General features: G+C 34.3%; 19 protein-coding genes. All 19 read left to right on the top strand.

Features of this window, described 5'->3' with window-relative positions; translation table 11 throughout:
• Positions 1-70 precede the first annotated feature (70 nt).
• Entirely contained in the window at positions 71-652 is a 582-nt protein-coding gene (gene ruvA / locus GBH57_RS01980) for a Holliday junction branch migration protein RuvA (RefSeq protein WP_151672374.1), read from the top strand.
• Between the two features lie 3 nt (positions 653-655).
• A complete protein-coding gene (sov, locus tag GBH57_RS01975) occupies positions 656-7,933 on the top strand; it encodes a T9SS outer membrane translocon Sov/SprA (protein ID WP_373865826.1) in 7,278 nt (2,425 codons plus the stop codon).
• A 23-nt stretch (positions 7,934-7,956) separates the two neighbouring features.
• Positions 7,957-8,337, top strand: a complete 381-nt coding sequence (gene gcvH, locus GBH57_RS01970) for a glycine cleavage system protein GcvH (RefSeq protein WP_151672373.1) — start codon at positions 7,957-7,959, stop codon at positions 8,335-8,337.
• Positions 8,303-8,698 (top strand): VanZ family protein, encoded by a 396-nt coding sequence (locus tag GBH57_RS01965; protein WP_151672372.1) that lies wholly within the window; start codon positions 8,303-8,305, stop codon positions 8,696-8,698. The genes gcvH and GBH57_RS01965 overlap by 35 nt, the downstream gene beginning before the upstream one ends.
• 70 nt (positions 8,699-8,768) lie before the next feature.
• Positions 8,769-9,494, top strand: a complete 726-nt coding sequence (locus GBH57_RS01960) for an energy transducer TonB (protein WP_151672371.1) — start codon at positions 8,769-8,771, stop codon at positions 9,492-9,494.
• A gap of 206 nt (positions 9,495-9,700) precedes the next feature.
• Positions 9,701-10,507: an energy transducer TonB gene (locus tag GBH57_RS01955; protein WP_161596052.1), complete on the top strand. Its 807-nt coding sequence runs from the start codon at positions 9,701-9,703 to the stop codon at positions 10,505-10,507.
• Positions 10,508-10,612: 105 nt separating this feature from the next.
• Positions 10,613-12,733 carry a gliding motility outer membrane protein RemB gene (remB, locus tag GBH57_RS01950; protein ID WP_151672369.1) on the top strand — a complete coding sequence of 707 codons (2,121 nt, stop codon included), beginning with the start codon at positions 10,613-10,615 and terminating at the stop codon, positions 12,731-12,733.
• Positions 12,734-12,894: 161 nt separating this feature from the next.
• The gene (gene cyoE / locus GBH57_RS01945) at positions 12,895-13,788 is read left to right on the top strand and encodes a heme o synthase (RefSeq protein WP_151672368.1); all 894 of its coding nucleotides are present in this window, start codon (positions 12,895-12,897) and stop codon (positions 13,786-13,788) included.
• A gap of 59 nt (positions 13,789-13,847) precedes the next feature.
• Complete coding sequence (locus GBH57_RS01940) at positions 13,848-14,429, top strand: cytochrome c oxidase subunit 3 (protein ID WP_151672367.1); 582 nt, start codon at positions 13,848-13,850, stop codon at positions 14,427-14,429.
• 126 nt (positions 14,430-14,555) lie between these two features.
• Positions 14,556-15,539, top strand: coding sequence for a cytochrome c oxidase subunit 3 (locus tag GBH57_RS01935; protein WP_151672366.1), 984 nt, complete (start codon positions 14,556-14,558; stop codon positions 15,537-15,539).
• Positions 15,540-15,601: 62 nt separating this feature from the next.
• Positions 15,602-16,045: a cytochrome C oxidase subunit IV family protein gene (locus tag GBH57_RS01930; RefSeq protein WP_151672365.1), complete on the top strand. Its 444-nt coding sequence runs from the start codon at positions 15,602-15,604 to the stop codon at positions 16,043-16,045.
• A 224-nt stretch (positions 16,046-16,269) separates the two neighbouring features.
• Positions 16,270-16,917: a hypothetical protein gene (locus GBH57_RS01925; protein ID WP_151672364.1), complete on the top strand. Its 648-nt coding sequence runs from the start codon at positions 16,270-16,272 to the stop codon at positions 16,915-16,917.
• Between the two features lie 13 nt (positions 16,918-16,930).
• On the top strand, positions 16,931-17,722 hold the full coding sequence (locus tag GBH57_RS01920) for an SCO family protein (protein WP_151672363.1): 792 nt from the start codon (positions 16,931-16,933) through the stop codon (positions 17,720-17,722).
• Positions 17,723-17,724: 2 nt separating this feature from the next.
• On the top strand, positions 17,725-18,246 hold the full coding sequence (locus GBH57_RS01915; RefSeq protein ID WP_151672362.1) for a DUF420 domain-containing protein: 522 nt from the start codon (positions 17,725-17,727) through the stop codon (positions 18,244-18,246).
• Between the two features lie 17 nt (positions 18,247-18,263).
• On the top strand, positions 18,264-18,494 hold the full coding sequence (locus GBH57_RS01910; protein WP_151672361.1) for a CAMCR motif-containing small membrane protein: 231 nt from the start codon (positions 18,264-18,266) through the stop codon (positions 18,492-18,494).
• Positions 18,495-18,738: 244 nt separating this feature from the next.
• Positions 18,739-19,461, top strand: a complete 723-nt coding sequence (locus tag GBH57_RS01905) for an ABC transporter ATP-binding protein (RefSeq protein WP_151672360.1) — start codon at positions 18,739-18,741, stop codon at positions 19,459-19,461.
• Positions 19,454-20,698: an ABC transporter permease gene (locus GBH57_RS01900; RefSeq protein WP_151672359.1), complete on the top strand. Its 1,245-nt coding sequence runs from the start codon at positions 19,454-19,456 to the stop codon at positions 20,696-20,698. The genes GBH57_RS01905 and GBH57_RS01900 overlap by 8 nt, the downstream gene beginning before the upstream one ends.
• Before the next feature lies 1 nt (position 20,699).
• Positions 20,700-21,962 carry an ABC transporter permease gene (locus GBH57_RS01895; protein ID WP_151672358.1) on the top strand — a complete coding sequence of 421 codons (1,263 nt, stop codon included), beginning with the start codon at positions 20,700-20,702 and terminating at the stop codon, positions 21,960-21,962.
• Between the two features lie 96 nt (positions 21,963-22,058).
• Positions 22,059-23,222, top strand: a complete 1,164-nt coding sequence (locus GBH57_RS01890) for an efflux RND transporter periplasmic adaptor subunit (RefSeq protein WP_151672357.1) — start codon at positions 22,059-22,061, stop codon at positions 23,220-23,222.
• The last annotated feature ends 61 nt before the right edge of the window (positions 23,223-23,283 follow it).

The raw sequence follows: 23,283 nt of genomic DNA, 5'->3' as shown, positions 1-23,283 counted from the left end.
CCTGCTTTTTTGCCGTGGTAAAGCCCAATAAAATGTACTATATTTGGCGTCGTTAACAATTAATTAAGAGATGATTCACCACTTGCAAGGAAGGCTAGTAGAAAAAACCCCTACAGATGTAGTTATAGACTGCAATGGCGTAGGTTATTTCGTGAACATTTCACTAAACACATTTTCAGCACTTCCTAGTTCAGAAAGTGTAAAGTTATTCACCCATTTGCAGGTAAGAGAGGATGCTCATATTTTATATGGGTTTTCAACTGTTTCTGAAAGGGAAATTTTTAGGTTGTTAATATCTGTTTCGGGAGTTGGAACAAGTACAGCACGCACAATGTTGTCTTCACTTTCACCGCAACAAGTTAAAGAGGCTATAGCAAGTAGCGATGTTGCGACTATCCAATCTGTTAAAGGAATTGGTGCTAAAACAGCGCAACGTGTACTGTTAGACCTTAAAGATAAAATATTAAAAGTGTACGGCTTGGAAGATGTTTCTGTTGTTTCAAGCAATACGAATAAAAATGAAGCGTTATCTGCTCTAGAGACTTTAGGTTTTGCACGTAAACAGGCTGAGAAAGTTTGTGACACAATCGTTAAAAACGATCCTACGGCAACCGTTGAAGATATCATTAAGCAGGCTTTAAAAAAATTGTAACTATTGGAGGCAAAGATTTACGTTTGTACAAATAGCTTTATCAAGCATTTACTCGTTTTAACAATCATTCTTGGAGGATTCACTACTGCATTTGCACAGGATTCCACGGCAACTGGCTCATCTATGGGGCGAATTGAATTGCCACAATCAGGAAGTATTCAGGATTTATATACTTACGATCCCGTAACAGATCGCTATATCTATAGCCAGATGTTAGGGAATTTTGATATAGGTGTGCCTGTAATATTAACACCTGATGAATATCGTGATTTGATTTTGCGCCAAGAAATGCGTGAATATTTCAAAACAAAAATTGACGCGGCAGATGGTAGAAAAGAGGGAAGTGAAGAAGAACAGAAAAATTTATTGCCTAAATTTTATGTGAATTCAAGTTTCTTTGAGACTGTTTTTGGCGGAAATACTATAGAAGTAATACCACAAGGTACAGTTGAAATGGACTTAGGTATACTGTATACGAAACAAGATAATCCAGCATTCTCACCAAGAAACCGAAGCAATTTTTCTTTTGATTTTGATCAGCGAATTAGTTTAAGTTTATTAGGTAAAGTTGGAGAGCGTTTGCAAGTTAGTGCGAACTATGACACACAGTCTACATTTGATTTCCAAAATCAAGTAAAATTAGAATACACTCCAACGGAAGATGATATAATTCGTAAAATTGAAGTGGGTAATGTAAGTATGCCATTAAACGGAACGCTAATTACAGGTGCTCAAAGTTTATTTGGTGTTAAAACTGAATTGCAATTTGGTAAAACAACTATTACTGGAGTTTTCTCTGAGCAGAATTCAGAAACTAGAAATGTGACAGCAGAAGGTGGGGCAACAGTAACCGACTTTGAATTTTTCGCTTTAGACTATGATGAAAATCGTCACTTTTTCTTAGCGCACTATTTTAGAGATAATTATAACAGAGTACTAGAGCAATATCCTTTTATTAATTCTAATATACAGATTACACGTATGGAAGCTTGGATTACCAATCGTGGTAATCAAACACAGGATGTTCGTAATATTGTGGCAATTCAAGATATTGGGGAGTCTGATCCTACTAATGTTGGTTTAGCAATACCTCCAGGAGGTTTCATTAATACAGCACGTACTGCTTTTCCTGATAACTCAAACAATGATTTTAATCCATTTGGAATTGATCAAACTGGAGTTCAAACAATTCTAAACGAACAAATACGTGATATTGCAACAGTGCAGTCCGGTTTTGGAGGTGTTCAAGTTCAAGATGGTTCAGATTACGTAGCATTAGAAAATGCAAGAAGATTACAGCCTAATGAATATACTTTAAACTCTCAGTTGGGATATATTTCGTTGAATCAACGATTAAATAATGACGAGGTTTTAGGGGTTTCATTCCAGTTTACAGTCAACGGTCGTGTATATCAAGTGGGAGAATTCTCTACTGACGGTGTAGATGCAACTGGTGGGATTGTAGAACCGGGACAACCTGGCAATCCTGGGAATGTTGATATTGAAGGAATACCTCAAAATTTAGTTGTAAAGTTACTGAAAAGTAATATTACCAATGTAGGGGAGCCTATTTGGGACTTGATGATGAAAAATATCTATAGTCTAGGTGCTTTTCAATTAGAGCAAGAAGATTTTAGATTAAATATTTTATATAAAGATCCTTCTCCGTTAAACTATATTACTGCAGCAGAAGGAACAATTTCAAACCCAGCCGTAGCATTACCAGAAGATGTAGATAATACTATTCTATTAAAAGTTTTCAATCTTGATAGGTTGAATTATAATAATGACCCTCAACAAGGTGGTGATGGGTTTTTCGATTTTTTACCTGGACTTACAGTAGATCAACAAAATGGTCGAATCATCTTTACAAGTGTTGAACCTTTTGGAGAGTTTCTATTTGATAAGTTAGATGACACGCCAAATATGGCTGATGATCTTTATGATGTTCCATCTACTTATAATGCAAATCAAAACAAATATGTTTTTAGTGCACTTTATAACGCGACTAAAACTCAGGCTGAACAAACACAGAGTGATAAAAATAAATTCCAGATTCGCGGAAGTTATAAATCAACTGGTGGTGATGGAATTCCAATTGGGGCTTTTAATATTCCGCAAGGGTCTGTAGTAGTAACTGCTGGAGGAAGAACACTTTCTGAAGGTGTTGATTATACTGTAAACTATCAATTAGGTAGAGTACAGATTTTAGATCCGGCAATTTTAGCTTCAAATACACCTATTAATATTTCAGTTGAAAATAATACATTGTTTGGGCAACAAACTAAGCGATTTACAGGGTTGAATATTGAACATAAATTCAATGATAATTTTATTATTGGTGGTACGTATTTAAAATTAAATGAACGTCCATTAACGCAAAAGTCAACCTATGCTGTTGAGCCTATTAACAACCAGATTTTTGGTATTAATGCTCAGTACTCTACTGAGGTGCCTTTTTTCACTCGTTTAGTTAACAAGCTTCCAAACATCGATACTGATGTGGAATCAAATTTATCGGTTCGAGGTGAGTTTGCGTATTTGTTGCCAAGTGCTCCAGATGTTTCAGACTTTAATGGTAAAACAACTGTATATGTTGATGATTTTGAATCGTCACAAACTGAATTTGATATTAGTTCCCCATTGCAATGGTATTTAGGAGCGTCTCCATTTGGTTTCGGAGGGGAATCTGCAAATAGCGTATTGGCTTATAACTATAGACGTGCAAGATTAAATTGGTATACAATTGACCCTATTTTTTACAGTAGTCAGCGTCCAGATGGAATTACAGATGATGATTTGTCTAATCCATTTACACGTCGTGTTTTTAGAGATGAAATTTTCCCAGAGCAAGATATCATTCAAGGGCAAACGCAAGCATTGTTTTCATTAGATTTATCTTTCTATCCTGGAGAGCGTGGTGAATATAATTTTAATCCAGCTGCAAACGGATCTAATGAACTTCCAAATCCAGCACAAAATTTTGGAGCAATATCTCGTCAGCTTTCTACTACCGATTTTGAACGAAGTAATGTTGAGTATATTCAGTTTTGGGTAATGGATCCATTTATTTATGATGAAAATGCGACAAACCAAGGTGGAACTTTAAGTTTTAACTTAGGTAACATTTCAGAAGATATCTTAAAAGACGGGCGTAAACAATATGAAAACGGACTTCCAGATGAAGGGGGTGCGGTTAATACAACGCCAACAGTTTGGGGTCGTGTTCCTACAAACCAATCATTAGTATATACGTTTGATACGGAAGGTCAAGAGCGATTAAATCAAGATATTGGATATGATGGTTTAAACAATGCTGAAGAAGCAGGGATGTTCCCGAGTTTTGCAGGGTTAGGAGATCCAGCTAATGATAATTATCAATATTTCTTACAAGCTTCAGGTGATATTAGAAATAGATATAAGCTATATAATGGTACAGAAGGAAACTCTCCTGTTGATGTAACAAATGATAATCGTGGTTCTACAACTCAACCAGATGTTGAAGATATTAACCGTGATAACTCGATGAATACCGTAGATAGTTATTATGAATATAATATTCCTATTGAGCCAGGTTCTTTAGAGCCTGGAACAAATGATTATATCACTGATGTGCGTGAAAATAACGTAACACTTCCTAATAACAGTACTATTCCAGTTAGATGGGTACAATTTAAGGTTCCTGTTTCAGATTTTGACCAAGCAGTTAACGGTATATCCGATTTCAGATCAATTCGTTTTATGCGTATGTATATGTCAGGTTTTGAGCAGCCAACAACATTACGTTTTGGTACACTTGAATTAGTTCGTGGAGATTACCGTCGTTACCTTCAAACACTTGATTTGGTTAACTTAGAAGATCCAGATCTTGATGATACAACATTTGAGGTGGAAGCTGTGAACATTATAGATAATGAAAACAGACAACCTATTCCTTATGTACTTCCTCCAGGAGTAATTCGTGAACAATTAAATAACAATAATAATATTATTCGTCAGGATGAACAATCATTAGCATTACGTGTATGTGGTTTAGAACCTAATGATGGTCGTGGAGTTTATAAAAACTTCAATGTTGATATGCGTCAATACAAAAACCTAGAAATGTTTATTCATGCTGAGTCACTTCAAAATGAAACTTCATTAAGTGATGGTGATATGTATGCATTTATCAGATTGGGTAATGATTTAACCGAAAGTTTCTACGAAGTACAAATTCCTCTAAATACAACATCATTTGGTGCTACAAGTGCTGAGGAAATTTGGCCAATTGAAAACCGATTAAATCTACCATTAAAACTTTTACAAGAGGTTAAAACTAGGGTCTTAGGAGATCCAACGCTAAGTTCAACCGAATTAATTTTCTTTGACCAAGCTGATTTAGATGCAGAGTCTGCTGCTGGTGATGAGAATGATTTAAGAGTTGGTATTAAAGGTAATCCAAGTTTTGGTGATGTTCGTGTCGCAATGATTGGACTTCGAAATGCTACTAACACAGATATTTGTGGCGAAGTTTGGGTAAATGAATTACGCCTTTCAGAATTAAATAATCAAGGTGGTTGGGCTGCAGTTGCAAGTTTAGATACAAATTTTGCAGATTTTGCAAATGTTAGTGCAACAGGTAGAAGGAGTACTATTGGTTTTGGTTCAGTAGAGCAAGGACCTAATGAGCGTAGTAGAGAAGATGTGCAACAGTATGATATTGTAACAAATTTTAACCTTGGACAAATGCTTCCAAAAGCTTGGGGTATCCAACTTCCATTTAACTACGGAATAGGGGAAAAATTAATTACACCTCAATACGATCCAGAATTTCAAGATATTGAATTAGATTCTAGAATTGATAATGCTGAAACTGAAGAGGAGCAAGAAGCAATCAGAGCACAGTCTGTAGATTATACAAAACGCCAGAGCATCAACTTAATTGGTGTGAGGAAAGAACGTGTAGGAGATTCTAAACCGCAGATTTATGATGTAGAGAATTTCACATTTTCAGGATCTTATAATCAAATTGATCATCACGATTTTGAAGTTGAAGATGCATTAGATCAAAATGTTAGAGTTGGCGCAAACTATGCGTATAGCTTTAGACCAAAAACATTTGAACCTTTCAAGAAAAATGATTCAATATTTACTAATAAATATTGGCAGTTTTTAAAGGACTTTAATGTCAATTATTTACCAACAAGTATTGCTGTTAATTCTAATATTGTTAGACAGTATAACGAGCAAAAATTTAGAGAATTAAACTTACTTGATGGTAACATTGGTTTACCTGTATTATACCAACGTAATTACCTTTTTAATTGGGATTATGCTATAAACTACAATTTGACGAAATCGCTAAGATTTAACTTTACATCATCAAATGATCGTATTGTTTCTAATTTCTTGGATGATGATGGTAATGTTGATAATTCAATAGGAGTATTTGATGGTTTCTTTGATGTAGGTGATCCTAACAGACATTTCCAGTCACTTCAATTAAATTATGATTTACCATTTTCTAAATTTCCATTCTTAAAATGGATAAAAGCGACCTATTCTTATACTGGAGATTTCCAATGGCAAGATGGTAGTGATTTGTTTAATAGTATCGATATTACATTACGTGACGGAACTACAGAAACATTTGATTTAGGAAATTCAGTTCAAAATTCAAGTACTCATAGAATCAATTCTAATTTTGATATGAATGCTTTTTATAAGTATATAGGTCTTACTAAGAAAAAGAAAAGTAGATCTTCTACTAGAGGTGGATTGGAAAAAGGAGGAAATGGAACAAATGTGAAAGGTGGAAAAGTAGGTCGACAAGAAAAAGGAGATCTTTCTTCAAATGTTAATGATCCTAAAGGAGGCAGTCTTGGAGATACAAGAGGTAATACCGGTAACGCTGGAGGTCTCAGTACAGGCGATCAAGCATTAAATACTGTTGTAGGATTGCTAACTATGATTAAAAAAGTAGGAATCAATTATCAAGAAACTAATGGTACATTCCTTCCAGGATACACTCCTTCAATTGGTTTTGTTGGAACATTAAAACCAACTACAGGTTTTACTTTTGGAAGTCAAGCTGAAATTAGAGAAACTGCAGCTCGTAATGGATGGTTAACATTGTATCCGGAATTTAATGAGCAATATACAGAAACTGAAACAAGACAATTAGATGCTCAAATTAATTTAGAACCACTTCAGGATTTAAAAATAGACATTAACGGAAGTCGTATTTATGCAGAAAATTATTCTGAAAATTATATTATCGACGACGGTCTGTACAATTCATTAACTCCAGTAACATCGGGTAATTTTAATATATCAACTTTGTTAATTGGGACAGCTTTTGATGCTAGTTCAGATGATGAATCAGCTGCTTTTGAAGCTTTTAGAAGTAATAGATTGATTGTTGCTAATAGGTTAGCTAGAGATTTTTATGGTACCGATGCCTTCCCGGTAGATCCAGACACAGGATATCCTGTTGGGTTTGGAGCTACAAGTCAAGATGTGTTACTTCCGGCATTTATTTCTGCCTATAAGGGAACTGATGCGTCTAAAGAGAAGACAGGGATATTTAGAGACGTTCCATTGCCAAATTGGGATCTTAAGTATACGGGATTAATGAGGGTTTCTTGGTTTAAAAAGAACTTTAAAAGATTTTCATTACAACATGGTTACCGTGCAGGATATACAGTAAACCAGTTTCAGACAAACCTAGATTATGATAGAATAACTGATGGAGATCCATCTACAGCGCAAGTGGATCAGGCAGGTAACTTTAAAAGTCAACAATTTTTAACTAATGTGAACTTGACGGAGCAATTCTCTCCATTAATCAAAATTGATTTTGAAATGAAAAATTCAGTCAAAATTAGTGCTGAATATAGAAAAGATAGAGCGTTAGGGTTGAGTTTTGCAAACAACTTATTGACTGAAATAAAAGGTGATGAAATAATTTTAGGATTAGGTTATAGAGTTAAAGATTTGCGTATAGGAACAAACTTTGGAGGTAAAAAGCAAGTTCTTAAAAGTGATTTAAATTTCAAGCTTGATTTATCACGAAGAGATAACCGAACAGTTATACGTTATTTGGATATTCAAAATAACCAAACAACGGCAGGACAAACAATTTATGGAGTACAGTTTTTAATGGATTATGCTTTAAGTAAAAATTTAACAGCAGCATTCTATTACGACCATACTTTCTCAGAATATGCAATATCGACAGCGTTTCCTCAAACTACCATTAGAAGTGGGTTAACGTTAAGATATAATTTCGGAAATTAATAAACACTAAATAAGATTACAAGATGAATATTCCAGCGAACCTAAAATACACGAAGGATCATGAATGGGTACTAATTGATGGCGATGTAGCTACAGTTGGTATTACAGATTTTGCTCAAGGAGAATTGGGTGATATCGTTTATGTTGAAGTAGAAACATTAGACGAAACATTAGAAATTGAAGAAGTTTTTGGAACTGTGGAAGCAGTGAAGACGGTTTCAGATTTGTTTTTACCACTATCAGGTGAGATAATTGAATTTAACGAAAGCTTAGAGTCTGAGCCAGAGAAAGTCAATTCAGATCCTTATGGTGATGGATGGATGATTAAAATTAAGTTATCTAATCTTGATGAAGTTTCAACTTTAATGGATGATGCAGCTTACAAAGAACTTGTTGGCGCCTAAAAATATACTTTTAGCCGCAATTAGTTTTTCTATCATTATAACAATTGCACTACTTTCTCCTACGGGTGATGTCACTGAGACATCAATAAAAAACGTGGATAAAGTAGTGCATTTTGGTATCCATATGTGTCTAGTTGGTTTTTGGCTTTACTATTTCTATAGACGAAATTTAAATGAAATTTCAAATGGTTTAGTGGCTAAAGTTCTAGTTTTCATATTTTTATATGGCATAATTATTGAGTTTTTGCAAACCTATCTTGATTTTGGTAGAACAGGCGATGTTTTTGATGTGATAGCTAATACAGCTGGGTTAATTGCTGGCTTTATTGCATTTAGAATATTTCAGAAGAGAATTTTATAACTTTACGAGAGTATTGTTTTAGTTTACAATAGATTTTCTATATTTTTATAACTTATATAAATGAACAATTATGGAACTTAAAAAAAATCCAAAAGCAGATTTAAAGCAATGGAGCGCAGTCTACTTCGCTGCAGGTCTAGCTTTGATGCTTTTTCTTTCGTGGCAAGCGGTTGAATGGAAGTCATATGACAGAGATTTGTCGATGGACACATTAGATGTAGGAGATGAACTTGAAGAAGACATCCCAATTACTGAATTGAATGCACCACCGCCACCACCGCCACCACCACCGCCACCGCCAGCGCCGGAAGTTATTGAGGTAGTTGAGGATGAGAAAGAAATTGAAGAGACTATAATTGAGTCTACTGAAACAAATCAAACTGAAGAGATTGTTGAAATCGAGGAAATCGAAGAGGCAGTTGAAGAGATTATTGACGATGTGCCTTTCGCAGTTATTGAAAATGTGCCAATCTACCCAGGTTGTGAAACAGCAGGAGATAACAATGCTAAGAAAAAATGTATGTCTGATAAAATTCAGAAGTTCGTACAGAAGAAATTTAATACAGAACTTGCTAGTGATTTAGGACTTGAAGGAGTTCAACAGATATATGTTCAGTTTAAAATTGATAAAACGGGTAACATTACTAATGTTCGTGCAAGAGCACCACACCCAAGATTAAAAACTGAAGCAGTTGAAACTATCCAAGCGTTACCTAAAATGACACCAGGAAAGCAACGTGGTCAATCTGTAGGAGTATTGTACTCTCTACCAATTAAGTTTAAGATTGAAAACTAATTGATATTTATATTACTAAAAAGACCGTCTAATTTAGACGGTCTTTTTTTTGCTTTTATTTCAACTAAAACCATTGTAAGTTATTAATTAACCACCTTTTTTGCTTCTGTATTAAATTTATCTTAAGCTTTTGATTGTATTAATGTGAATAATTGGCATAGACATTGATAATGTTAACGTATTACGAACCCTTAATACAATACATTATGAAACCATCAAATAACAATGTAACTAGCAGCCATCCAAAAATGACTAGTAAAAGGGAAGATAAAAAAAGTGTAAACCGTAAATCTACGGGTACATTATTTTTTCAAATAGGATTAATTTTATCATTATTAGCGGTGATCTTTATGATGCAAGTAAAGATTGGCTATGGTAGAGTTGAAGAAAAAGCGAATACCGATGATCCCTTCTTTGAAATTCCAATTATGGATTTTACCATTGAAAAGCCACAGGTTGAAGTTAAAAAAGTTATCGCTAAAGTAGAGCCTGTAGTTAAACGACTTCCAACACGTGTGCTCTCGAAGGATTTTGAGCTAGTACCAGATACTACACCAGATGTTGAAGATACTTCTATAGCTACAAATGTAGACCCCCCTATTGCAAAACCTGCAATTGTGACAGAGCCGGCGAAACCTACTATTGATACTAATGCTCCAAGAAACATTAATCAAGTAGAGTTTGTCCCAGTGTTTCCAGGGTGTGAATCTTTAGGAACTAATGAAGAAAAGAAAGCTTGTATGTCGTCTAAAATTAGCGCTTTTATTAGTGATAAATTTAGAACAGATAATTTTAATGGATTGAGTAAAAAAGATGTTCATAAAATCTATGTTCAATTTAAAATTGATGCTTCTGGAAATGTGACGGAAGTGAAAGCAAGAGCTACTCAAAAAGAGATGCAAGATGAAGGAATACGCGTAATTGAAAAGTTGCCGCAAATGACCCCAGGTAGAATGGGAGATACAAATGTTGCTGTTTCTTATTTAGTGCCTATTAGTTTTAAAGTAGAATAATTAGTGATATTACGTTTTTTAAGCCCGCTATTGAAACTTCAATAGCGGGCTTTTCATTGGAATACTTTTATTAAAAACGTATCTTTCAAGCCCAAACATTCATAAATGAAACAACTTGTTGCGCTACTATTGATATTAAGCTCTATAGCTTCTTTTGCTCAAACTAGTACTAATTCTTTTGAGAAGTTTCCAGTTTTTAAAGCGTGTGAATCTGTCGCGTTTGATGAGGTAGAATCGTGTTTTTACAGTCAATTGAGGCAACATATTTACGAGAATTTCAAGGTTCCTGAAATTGTAGAAAAAGAATCATATAGCGGAATGATAAGTATTTTTTTTGAGGTAAATACTTCGGGTAATTTCAAAGTACTTTATGTTGATGCGGTATATCAAGAATTAAAAGACGAAACAAAACGTGTGTTTGAGGCAATCAATCCAGTGCAGCCTGCAACTTATGGTGGTAGTCCAACTTTTGTTCAGTTTACAATGCCATTAGATATCCCGTTAGTTAAACCTGGAAAAAATAGTTCTTCTCAAACAGGAGTGGTTGCTGTTTCTTCGGAAATTTCACAGAATCAAACTAGTCAAGTACAAGATCAAGTTGTTGATGAATATGATGCGATTAAGAAGTATTCATTTTCTGAACCTCAATACGAAAGCAATATTAATATTCCTCTGTCTCATCAAGAATATGCACGTTTTGATGCAGCAATGAATAGAGTGGGTACTAACAACCACACAGCCCAAAAGCCATATATTTTTAGTGAGGTTAATCGTTATTATAATTTCCGAAGTAAAAAGGATTCGCTAAAATTTGATAAATCATCTTGGTTTGGGAAAAAGTTTTGGAATGAAAACATGGTTCGTTTGCAAGGTGAAGACTATTGGTTAACCTTAGATCCAGGAGTTGATTTGCAGGTGGGTAAGGATACTGGTGACGATATCAATACATATAATAATACGCGTTTAGTAAGAATGCAAGGAGGTTTAGGGAAGAATATAAGTTTTGCTGCAGTTGTTTATGAAAGTCAAGGGAGGTTTGCGGGCTATTTTAATCGTATAGCAGAATCTAGAGCTCCAGCAGGAGGGAATCCAGCTATTATACCTGGGCAAGGAATTGCTAAAGAATTTAGATCAGACTCGTATGATTATCCAATTGCTACAGGGTATGTTTCATATTCGCCTAGTAAGTGGTTTAATGCACAATTAGGACACGGTAAAAACTTTTTGGGTGATGGTTATAGATCTTTACTGTTAAGTGATAATGCCAGCGCTTATCCTTTTATAAAGCTGAACACTACTTTTTGGAAATTGAAATACACAAATACTTGGATGAGTTTAAGAGATGTGCGAGCTGAAGTTCAAGATGGAGGTTCTTTTAGAACTAAGTTTATTGCAAATCATTATCTAAGTTATAATGTTACAAAGCGATGGAATATTGGACTTTTTGAAAGTGTAATATGGGAAAATGACAATGATCGGGGGTTCGATTTTAATTACATAAATCCAGTTATCTTTTATAGAGCTATTGAGTTCTCTACAGGATCGCGTGGCGGAAACGCTATTATTGGTCTAAGTACTAAATATAAATTTACTGATAAGATAAATGCCTATGGGCAACTTGTGATTGATGAGTTTTCATCAAGTGATGTTTTGGGAGGAGATGGAAGTTATAAAAACAAAACAGGATTTCAATTAGGGTTAAAGTATTACGAGCCTTTTAAAGTTAAAAATCTGATGGTACAGTTAGAGTATAATCGTGTGAGACCTTACACGTATTCTCATAACACAGTAACACTAAACTATGGTCATAATAACCAATCATTGGCACATACTTTAGGAGCTAATTTTCAAGAATTTATTGGGATAGCACGTTATCAAAATAAACGATTTTTTGGAGATTTAAAAATAATCTACGCAAAACGAGGTCTTGAGTTTGATGCTGATACAGATCCTTTGTTTTATGGAGGTGATATTTATGGAACCGAAAATGTACGTCCAGGTGATGATGGTAATGAATTAGGGCAAGGGAATACTTCTAATTTTCTGCACACTGAGTTACAGGGTGGATATGTAATTAATCCTACAACCAATTTAAAAGTATATGCCAGCCTTATTTACCGCAAACTTGATACAGAAGTGCAGCAAACTAACTTTTTTGATGAAAGTACTACTTGGGTAAACTTTGGAGTTAGAACCGATTTGTTTAATTGGTACTATGATTTTTAATGTGTAAACCGATATCTAGAGTTGTTTTGTATTATTGAAACCTAATAACCATTATAATTAACTGAATTGAGTAAAGTTACTTTAACGTCATTAAGTTTGTTATAATATACCGTTGTACTGTATCTTTGCAGCCTGAAATAACACACTATTTTTAATAGCATTTGGCATCTACTCAAGCACATACTTCGTCGCCTTCATTGGTAAAAAATTTCACCGAAATTACTAAGATTCGTTTATCTGTAAGTGTAGTGTTTTCATCGATTGCAGGATATCTGCTTGGAGCTGAAACCATAGATTTTATGGTGTTGCTGTTGCTATGTGTAGGTGGTTACTGTATGGTTGGAGCATCTAATGTGTACAACCAGGTCATGGAGAAAGACCTTGATAAGTTAATGGATCGCACAAAGGATAGACCTATTCCTGCTGGGAGAATGGGAGTTACAAGTGCAATGATTACAGCGGTTGTGCTAACTGTTATTGGAATTGGTACACTTTATACTATTAATCCGCAAACGGCAATGTTTGGTGCGATTTCTATATTTATGTATGTGTTTTTGTACACGCCTTTAAAAACTAAAACCCCACTTTCTGTATTTGTTGGTGCTTTTCCGGGAGCTATTCCATTTATGTTAGGGTGGGTTGCTGCAACCAATGATTTTGGTATTGAGCCTGGGACGTTGTTTATGATTCAATTTTTCTGGCAATTCCCTCATTTTTGGGCAATTGGTTGGTTCTTATTTAAAGATTACCAAAAAGGTGGTTTTGCAATGTTGCCTAATGGTCGTCGCGATAAAGGGACAGCTGTACAAGTAATATTGTATTCAATATGGACAGTTTTAGCGTCGCTCGTACCTGCTTTTGGAGTTACTGGTAGGTTGTATTTGACCCCTTTTTCTGCAGTATTAATTGGTGGTATTGGAATTTGGTTAGTGTATTACGCAGTCAGGTTATACAAATTGAAAACAGATAAAGCTGCGAAACAATTAATGTTAGTGAGTGTGAGTTATATTACACTTTTACAAATTATTTATGTTGCAGATAAGTTTATAAGATAACTTTAGCCGAAATGCTATGAGCCATACGATTTCGGCTAAAAAAAAATATTGATTGAATTATGAATTACACGATAAACGAACAGCAGAAAAACATTAGAAGAGCAAAAAAGAATATGTTGCTTTTTGGGATGATAAGTTTGAGTATGAGTTTTGCTGGATTAACAAGTGCTTACATTATTAGTAAGGAGCGTGAGGATTGGCTAACTGATTTTGAAGTGCCACAAGCATTTTTTATTAGCTTATTTGTAATAGCCCTTAGCAGTGTTACGTTTCATTTAGCTAAAGCTGCTATTAAAAAAGAAGCCAATAATCAAGGAATGGTTCTTTTGATTAGTACATTGGTACTTGGAATTACATTTGTGTATTTACAATTTTTAGGTTTTTCACAAATTATTGATAATGGCTATTTTTTCACAGGTAGTGAAAGCAGTATTACAACATCATTTATATATTTAGTGGTGTTAATGCACTTAGCGCATATTTTTATAGCATTAATTTCGGTTGTTGTGGTTATTTATAATCATTACAAATTGAAGTATATAAAAGGAAAAACATTAGGTGTGGAACTAGCCGTAACCTTTTGGCATTTCGTTGATATCTTATGGATTTACTTGTTTTTCTTTATGTATTTTGTGCGATAATTAAAACTAAGAAATATAAAATTGTGGTGTAAGCGTGCCATATTAGGCATAAAATGCGCAATCATCCTTAGAGATATAAAAAAATAAACTGTATTTTTGAACCCTATTTAAAACCTATTACTTTCTATGGAAGCTACTGTTGCAACAACAGAAACCCAAGGCAAAACTTGGGAAGGTGGAAACCAACCACTTAGAGCAAGTTATGGTAAAATGATGATGTGGTTTTTCATCGTTTCAGATGCATTAACATTTTCTGGATTCTTGGCCGCTTACGGTTTTTCAAGATTCAAGTTTGTAGATGCATGGCCTATTGCAGATGAAGTATTTACTCACTTTCCGTTTTTACACGGAGTACCAGCGCCTATGTTTTATGTGGCGTTTATGACGTTTGTATTAATATTCTCGTCTGTAACAATGGTACTTGCGGTAGATGCAGGACACAAACTACAAAAGAGCAAAGTTGCTACGTATATGTTTTTGACCATTATTGGTGGAATCATTTTCGTAGGATCACAAGCTTGGGAGTGGGGTACGTTTATTAAAGGAGAGTACGGAGCTGTTGAGACTAAAGGTGGTAAAATTTTACAATTTTTAGATACAGATGGTAATCGTGTTGCTATAAGCAGTTTTGCAACAGATATCCCTGTACCTTCAGATGAGGCACACGTTGATAGTAACGGTATTTGGTATATGGGTGGCGAGACTGCTACTACATATTCTTACGAAGAAGTTACAGCTGGTTTCTTAGCAAATGATAACCTGTTGATACGTACACAATACTTAGATGAACATGGTCATCCTACAGTATTATCTAGAGAGGCATCAATTGCAAAATTGAAGAATGACGGTAAACTGGTTGTTGAAGGTGCAAACTTGAGGCATAATGAATACGGTCATCCATTATTTGCTGATTTCTTTTTCTTTATCACTGGATTCCACGGATTCCACGTATTCTCAGGAATTGTAATCAATATCATTATTTTCTTCAACGTAGTTATTGGAACATACGAGAAAAGAAAAAGTTATGAAATGGTTGAAAAAGTAGGTCTATACTGGCACTTTGTCGATTTAGTATGGGTATTCGTATTTACCTTTTTCTACCTGGTTTAATAAAATTAAAAGGCAACTATTTCATTTAAATAGTTCAAGTATAAAATTATAAGTTTTTATAAATGGCACATCACGAACACAACTTAGCAATCTTTAGAGGTAAGCTTAAATTCAAATCGAATGAGCAGAAAATCTGGGGTGTATTTGTTTTCTTATCAGTTATTACAATTATTGAAGTAGTATTTGGTATCATTAAACCAGAATGGTTAATGGCTCCTTTTATGTCTTCTTTTGAAGGTGGTTTCTTTGCAACACTTGCAAATATCTTTTTGTCACCATTCATATATATGAAGCCTCTTAATCTAATATTTATAGTTCTTACTCTTGTAAAAGCTTACTATATTACTTGGGACTTTATGCACATGCGTGACGAAGCTAAAGGACTTAGAAGAATGGTAGTTTGGACTGCAATTTTCTTGATTTGTTACCTTGTTTTAATATTATTATTAGAAGGTGATTACATTTATGAAGTTTACAAAAATAACTTTATCAAGTTTGATTTCTAAAAATCACTTTAAATAACATATATTAAATCCCACTGTTTTCAGTGGGATTTTTTTTGCTCAAATTTTAACGAAACAAACCTTTTCCACAACTTGGCAATCCTTTTATTGTAACGTATTTTTGTAACGATTTTAAACGGATATAATAATTTGTATTCTATAGCAATAAGTTTAAGTGTAATCGCTAATACTATTCGTTTAAAATAAGATTTGTAACAACTCTCTTTATGAAAAAAAAGTTCGTTTTAGGTTTTTTATTTCTCTTGCCAATTGTAATTTATATGTTCTTTGCAACAGGAGTAAATAATTTTGGGAAATTACCTGTACTTGTAAACGGAGTTGAAGAGTTAGGTGGTTTTGTAGATTTAGAAGGAAATCCAGTCCAGCTTAAAGACAGAATAACAATTCTTGGTTTCTTCGGAAATGATCCTTTACAAACCAAAGCACTTACTTATAACCTTGCTCATAAAATTTATAAAAAGAATCATGAATTCTCAGAGTTTCAGTTTGTAATTCTTCTACCTGAAAACACAAGAAACCAAGCTAAAATATTGACGAACAAGATTGGTGAAATTGCACCAACAACAAGTTGGAAATTTGCTTTCGGTTCTACTGAAGCAATACAATCAGTTTTCGATTCATTGAAAAGTGGTTATACATTAGACGGTGGTATGACTAGTTCATATGTTTTTATAATTGACAAAGAACTCAATTTAAGAGGTCGTAATGATGATGAAGATGTGGCCGATGGTTTAGTTTATGGATATAACAGTGCTGATATAGGTGACATCAATAATCGTATGAGTGATGATGTTAAAGTAGTATTAGCTGAGTACCGCAGGGCATTAAAAAAATATAATAAAAGAGAAATATAATTAACTAGCTACTATGAAAACTAAATATATAGGCCTAGCAGCAGTAATTTTAATTTTTGCTGTCATCTTTATTCCAAGAATACACGATAGAATTAAAAATGGAACTGTAGTTGATGATAGTCGTAGTGGTTCAGTTATTGGAACAGCAGCAACTGACGCCGTAGAGAAAGAAAACGTTAGAACTTCAGAAAGCGATAAATCTACTCTTTTATCTAACGAGGAATTAGAAATTATCAATCTTGATAAGGAGGCTAATTCTTTAAGTAATGAGTCGACTACGCTTGAAACTCTTCAGCAAGTCCCAAACTTTAGTTTTATAAATCAAAATGGGGAAACTATTACAAACAACTTTTATAAAGGCAAAGTTTATGTTGTGGAGTTTTTCTTTTCTACTTGCCCAAGTATTTGCCCTATTATGAACACGAACATGCTTAAAGTTGAAGAACAATTTTTAGACAATTCAAATTTCGGAATTGCTTCTATTAGTATCGATCCAGAATATGATACTGTTGAAGTATTAAAAGAATATGCAGATGGTTATGAAGTGTCACACCCAAATTGGAATTTTTTAACAGGTGATAAGCAAGCTGTTTTAAAGCTTTCAAATGAAGGTTTTAATCTTTATGCCGCAAAGGCAGAAAATGAAGCAGATGGTTTTGAGCATTCAGGACTATTTGCTCTTATTGATGCAGAAGGAAATGTTCGTTCAAGAAAAGATAAACACGGAAATCCTTTAATTTATTACAATGGTCTAGAGGATAAAGGTGTTCAAATGTTAATCGAGGATATTAAAAAATTGCTATAATTATGAGTACAGACGTTACAACTAAATACAACAAATGGATTTGGATTTTATCAATCGTTATACCAGTCGCGGTTGCAGTTTTATTCACAATAAGAATACCTGGAGTTGATAGAATGGGCTTTTTACCCCCTATTTACGCTAGCATAAACGCACTTACTGCCTTTCTGTTAATTATGGCGGTAGTTATGATTAAAAAGGGTAATCGTACTTTACACGAAACGTTAATGAAGACAGCCATTAGTTTGTCTGTGCTTTTTTTAGTGTTGTATGTTGTATATCATATGACATCAGACTCTACACCTTTTGGTGGTGAAGGAGCGATAAAATATGTATATTATTTTATTCTATTTACCCATATTGTTTTATCAATTACGGTAATTCCATTTGTGCTAGTAACTTATGTTCGTGCAATCAGCGGAAATTTTCCAGCACATAGAAAGATAGCTCGCATCACATTCCCAATATGGTTGTATGTTGCTGTAACAGGGGTTATTGTATATGTAATGATCTCTCCGTATTATTAATTCTGAAATTTTACGTTTTGAAAAAAAGTGCTTTAATATTAATATTAATTCTGTTGGTAACAATACCAGCAGACGCTCAATGTGCTATGTGCCGTGCTGTGCTTGAAAGTGAAGATGGAGGAGCTACTGCTAAAGGAGTAAATAATGGAATTATGTATTTAATGGTATTTCCTTATTTATTAGTGGGTGCAATTGGATATATGGTATACAGCAGTAGAAAAAAGGATAAGAAAAAACTAAGTAATTAAATAGTTGTCTCCTTCTTTTGGAATGTATTAATCCAATCATATTTGACAACACCCTAAATTTTTCTGCTCAATAACTTCTATTGCATTTATTTAACATAACATTAAGAACCCTACTTGTAACAAGTTTCCAACTCAAAAGTCTTATTAATAAGACTTTTACTAACCAACCCCGTCTAAGTCTTAACAATATTTTCACATTCTAACAGCTATTAAGGCTGTTACTTTGTAATAATAAAGAAGACCAATGATAGAAATAAACGAATTACATAAATCGTATCAAACAGGTGCCAATTCATTGCACGTTTTAAAAGGCATTAATTTTTCGGTTAAAGAAGGAGAGATGGTTTCTATTATGGGGTCCTCAGGTTCTGGGAAATCTACTTTTTTAAATATTCTTGGAATGCTTGACGAAGCAGATGAAGGAACATATTTTCTTGATGGAAAACCAATACGTAATCTTAATGAAAAAGTAGCCGCTAAATACCGAAATCAATTTCTAGGTTTCATCTTTCAATCCTTTAACCTCATTAATTACAAAACAGCATTAGACAATGTTGCTTTGCCACTTTATTATCAAGGAGTAAAACGTGCTGAGCGTACTGAAAAAGCAATGCACTATCTTGAAAAAGTTGGTTTATCTCAATGGGCAACACACTTGCCAAACCAACTTTCTGGTGGTCAAAAGCAGCGTGTTGCAATTGCACGAGCACTTGCAAGCGATCCAAAAGTACTTTTAGCAGATGAGCCTACAGGAGCATTGGATACCAAAACCTCATATGAAGTTATGGAACTCATTCAGAAAATTAATGATGAGGGAAAAACAATCTTGTTGGTTACTCATGAGGATGATATTGCACATATGACTAAGCGAATAGTTAATCTTAAAGATGGATTAATTATAGACGATTCAATAGTAACACAAGTTCGCGCTGACGAAGCACAACGTAAAGCCGCTGCACATGTTTGATATTGAACGCTGGCAAGAAATATTTGAAACCATAGGTAAAAATAAACTCCGTACTTTCCTAACGGGGCTATCTGTTGCGTCCGGTATTTTTATTTTAGTAATTCTTTTAGGTTTTAGTAGCGGAATTCAAAAGGGAGTGAAATCACAATTTGAACGCGATGCTACAAATAGAGTTTCGGTTAGAACAAGAACTACAACAAAAAGTTACAAAGGATTAAACCCGGGAAGATATATACAGCTGCGAAATTCAGATTTTACAGAGATTAACAATAAATACGATAATGAGCTTGAATATAAAACCGCTATTTACAATATGTGGGGAAGTCAAGTAACGTATAATGGTGAAACAGGAAATTACAGATTAGAAGGAGCGAACCCTGATCAACAATGGATTGAAAATGCCACCTTAGTAGATGGTCGTTTTTTAAGCCAAGACGATATGGATGAAACTCGAAAGGTTGCTATTATTGGAAATATTATTAAAAAAGATCTCTTTAAAGGCAAAGATCCTATTGGGGAAATAATCTCCATTTTTGGAGTTAATTTTAAAGTGGTTGGAGTATACTCAGATCCAGGTGGAGATCGTGAAGAAGGGCGTGTATTTGTTCCATTGCCAACTTCCCAAATTGCTTTTAACGGAGGAGATAGAGTTCGTTCTTTAGCATATACCGTGAAAATGAGTGATGATTTTGATGAGGCAGTAGCGTTATCTGCAGCACTTTCAGAAAGTATGGAGCAAGACATTAAAGCAAAATACTCAGTTCACCCAGAAGATCGGAGTGCTGTTAGAGTCGATAATACTTTAGAAGAAGCTAAAAAAATATATAGTTTAATTGCTGTGATTAGAAATGTATTTTGGTTTATTGGAATATTTACAATTATTGCAGGTGTTGTAGGAGTGAGTAATATTATGCTCATTATTGTAAAAGAACGCACTAAAGAAATTGGAGTAAGAAAGGCGATAGGTGCACTACCATCATCAATTATCGCATTAATATTACAAGAAGCAATATTCATCACTGCCGTTGCAGGATTTATAGGTTTGTTTTTAGGAGTAGGGTTATTACAGTTAATAAGCCCTATGGTGGATAACGATTTCATAAAATCGCCACAAGTAGATTTCAATACAGCAATAACAACAGTTTTTATTTTAATAGCAGCTGGAGCGTTAGCGGGATATATTCCGGCTAGACGTGCTGCAAGAATAAAACCTATTGATGCACTAAGAGACGACTAATATGTTTAAAAAAGATCGCTGGATAGAGATTATTGAGGTGTTTAATGCAAATCCGTTTAGAACGTTTCTAACCGCTTTTGGAGTGTTTTGGGGTATATTTATTTTAGTTGTTTTACTTGCATTAACAACTGGATTGCGAAATGGAGTAAGTAAAGATTTTGGAGACTTTGCTACAAACTCTATGTTTATGTGGGGACAAGGTACTTCAAAACCATATAAAGGGCTTCCTAAAGGTCGCAGAGTACAGTTTAAACTAGAAGACGCTGCTGTATTAAAAGATAAACTTCCACAATTAAAATTTGTATCACCTAAAGGACAATTAGGGGGTTATAATGGAGCTAACAATGTAACTAGAAATGAAAAAACAGGTGCATTTACAGTGAGTGGTGATTACCCAGAATATATCGAGCAGCAGCCTATGGATATAACTGCAGGTCGTTTTATTAACTATTCAGATATTAACGAAAAACGAAAAGGCGTAGTTATAGGCGACGGTGTAGTTTCTAGTTTATTTGATGTAGGAGAAGATCCAATTGGTGACTATATAAAAATTAACGGCGTAAATTTTATGGTGATTGGAACTTTTCTCTCTCCAAGTAGTAGTGGAGGTAACGCAGAGGAAGAAGCTAATACTATTTATGTACCGTTTACAACATTCAATCAAGTATTTAATAGAGGAGATAACGTAGGTTGGTTTGCCATTACTGCACACGATGGTACAAGTATTACTGAGTTGAAGCCACGTATTCTCGAAATTATGCGAGAGCAACGAACTATTGACCCAACAGATGAAAGAGCGATAGGTAATTTTGACCGTTCCGAAGCATTTGGTAGAGTAACTGGACTATTCGATATATTGAAATTTGTAGGATTTTTTGTGGGAGGTTTAATCCTTGCATCTGGAATGGTGGGGATTATTAATATTCTCCTTATTTCGGTAAAAGAGCGAACTAATGAAATAGGCGTTCGCCGTGCATTAGGTGCTAGTCCTTGGAATATACGTGGACAAATAATTCAAGAATCATTGACATTAACGATTATTAGTGGAATGACAGGTATAGCAGCAGGAGCAGGAGTAATTTGGCTAATGAATTATGCCCTCTCGCAAAGTGGTCCCGTAGATAATTTTGCAAACCCATCAGTAAACATTTTTGTAGTAGTAATCGCGTTAATAATACTGATTATTTCGGGTATCTCTGCTGGATTAATACCTGCAGTTAGGGCAACTCAAATGAAACCCGTTGACGCTTTGAAAACAGAATAATATATAAAGTACTGCGGAAATTTTAATGAATTGAAAATTTCGGCTAAAAATTAAGTTTAACTAAACCATTTCCATACACGTTGTGGAAAACCAATTATGAAAAGAACAGGAACCATTATCACTCTAATAGTAATTCTTATCGCGTTTAGCGCTGGGATTTGGTATATCTATTCTAAAGATAAAACAGACCCTATAGTGTATGAAACTGAGCAAGCTTCTACTAAAACTATTGTTAAGAAAACAGTAGCTACAGGAAGTATTGTGCCTAAAGAAGAAGTGCTTATTAAACCTAATATTTCAGGAATTATAGACGAAATATTTGTGGTTGCTGGAGATGTAATTAAAAGTGGTGATCTTATTGCAAAAGTAAAAGTGGTGCCTAATGTGAACTCATTAAGCAGTGCTCAGAATAATATTAATAGTGCTAAAACTCAAGTTGAAACCAGTCGTCTTGCTTTTGAAAGCCAAAAGAGTATTTATAATCGCCAAAAGGAATTATTTGATAAAGGAGTAATTTCGGCAAACGAGTTTGATCAAGCACAATTAAGTTATGACCAAGCACAACAACGCTATAATCAAGAAAAAGTAAACTTAGGTGGAGCGCAACAAACGTATTCAATAGTAAAAACTGGAACTGCTAGAGGGTTAGGTGCCTCAGCAAATACTGAAATTAGAGCGACTGTTGGTGGAATGGTGTTAGATGTTCCTGTAAAAACAGGGAATCAGGTTATTGAATCTAATAACTTTAATGACGGTACAACAATCGCAACATTAGCTGATGTTGATAAAATGATATTTGAAGGTAAAGTGGATGAAAGTGAAGTTGGAAAAATTTCTGAAAATCTTCCGTTAGAAATTACTGTTGGTGCCATTGAGAATAAGAAGTTTGATGCAGTATTAGATTATATCGCTCCTAAGGGAATAAGTGAAAATGGCGCTATTCAGTTTGAAATTAAAGGTACATTAGCTAAAAAAGACACTACTTTTATTAGAGCAGGTTTAAGTGCTAATGCGTCCATTATTTTAGCTAAGGCAACTGATGTATTAGCATTAAAAGAAGCGCTTGTTCAATATGATACAGAAACAAAAAAACCTTACGTTGAAATTGCTACAGGAGATCAGGAATTTGAAAGAAAAGATGTTGAGCTAGGAGTTAGTGACGGATTATTTGTAGAAATAAAAAGTGGAATTACTAAGGACGATAAAGTCAAAGTATGGAACCAATTAAAGCCGGCAGGTCCAGGTGGACCAGGTTATTAATCAAATTTTAACATAAAAGTGTAACACTTTCAATACTTGAAAGACTTACATAGCAACTACA

Origin of the sequence: Patiriisocius marinus (genome assembly GCF_008974325.1) — a bacterium.
Classification (GTDB): domain Bacteria; phylum Bacteroidota; class Bacteroidia; order Flavobacteriales; family Flavobacteriaceae; genus Patiriisocius; species Patiriisocius marinus.
This window is presented reverse-complemented; position numbering and strand designations above follow the sequence as displayed.

Bases quoted from the DNA above. Each gene is read 5' to 3' on its own strand.
- GBH57_RS01925 (WP_151672364.1), top strand. From the start codon at position 16,270: ATGAAAAAAAAGTTCGTTTTAGGTTTTTTATTTCTCTTGCCAATTGTA.
- GBH57_RS01960 (WP_151672371.1), top strand. From the start codon at position 8,769: ATGGAACTTAAAAAAAATCCAAAAGCAGATTTAAAGCAATGGAGCGCA.
- remB (WP_151672369.1), top strand. From the start codon at position 10,613: ATGAAACAACTTGTTGCGCTACTATTGATATTAAGCTCTATAGCTTCT.
- GBH57_RS01955 (WP_161596052.1), top strand. From the start codon at position 9,701: ATGAAACCATCAAATAACAATGTAACTAGCAGCCATCCAAAAATGACT.
- GBH57_RS01930 (WP_151672365.1), top strand. From the start codon at position 15,602: ATGGCACATCACGAACACAACTTAGCAATCTTTAGAGGTAAGCTTAAA.
- GBH57_RS01940 (WP_151672367.1), top strand. From the start codon at position 13,848: ATGAATTACACGATAAACGAACAGCAGAAAAACATTAGAAGAGCAAAA.
- GBH57_RS01905 (WP_151672360.1), top strand. From the start codon at position 18,739: ATGATAGAAATAAACGAATTACATAAATCGTATCAAACAGGTGCCAAT.
- GBH57_RS01895 (WP_151672358.1), top strand. From the start codon at position 20,700: ATGTTTAAAAAAGATCGCTGGATAGAGATTATTGAGGTGTTTAATGCA.
- GBH57_RS01890 (WP_151672357.1), top strand. From the start codon at position 22,059: ATGAAAAGAACAGGAACCATTATCACTCTAATAGTAATTCTTATCGCG.
- GBH57_RS01965 (WP_151672372.1), top strand. From the start codon at position 8,303: ATGATGCAGCTTACAAAGAACTTGTTGGCGCCTAAAAATATACTTTTA.
- GBH57_RS01920 (WP_151672363.1), top strand. From the start codon at position 16,931: ATGAAAACTAAATATATAGGCCTAGCAGCAGTAATTTTAATTTTTGCT.
- gcvH (WP_151672373.1), top strand. From the start codon at position 7,957: ATGAATATTCCAGCGAACCTAAAATACACGAAGGATCATGAATGGGTA.
- ruvA (WP_151672374.1), top strand. From the start codon at position 71: ATGATTCACCACTTGCAAGGAAGGCTAGTAGAAAAAACCCCTACAGAT.
- GBH57_RS01935 (WP_151672366.1), top strand. From the start codon at position 14,556: ATGGAAGCTACTGTTGCAACAACAGAAACCCAAGGCAAAACTTGGGAA.
- GBH57_RS01915 (WP_151672362.1), top strand. From the start codon at position 17,725: ATGAGTACAGACGTTACAACTAAATACAACAAATGGATTTGGATTTTA.
- GBH57_RS01900 (WP_151672359.1), top strand. From the start codon at position 19,454: ATGTTTGATATTGAACGCTGGCAAGAAATATTTGAAACCATAGGTAAA.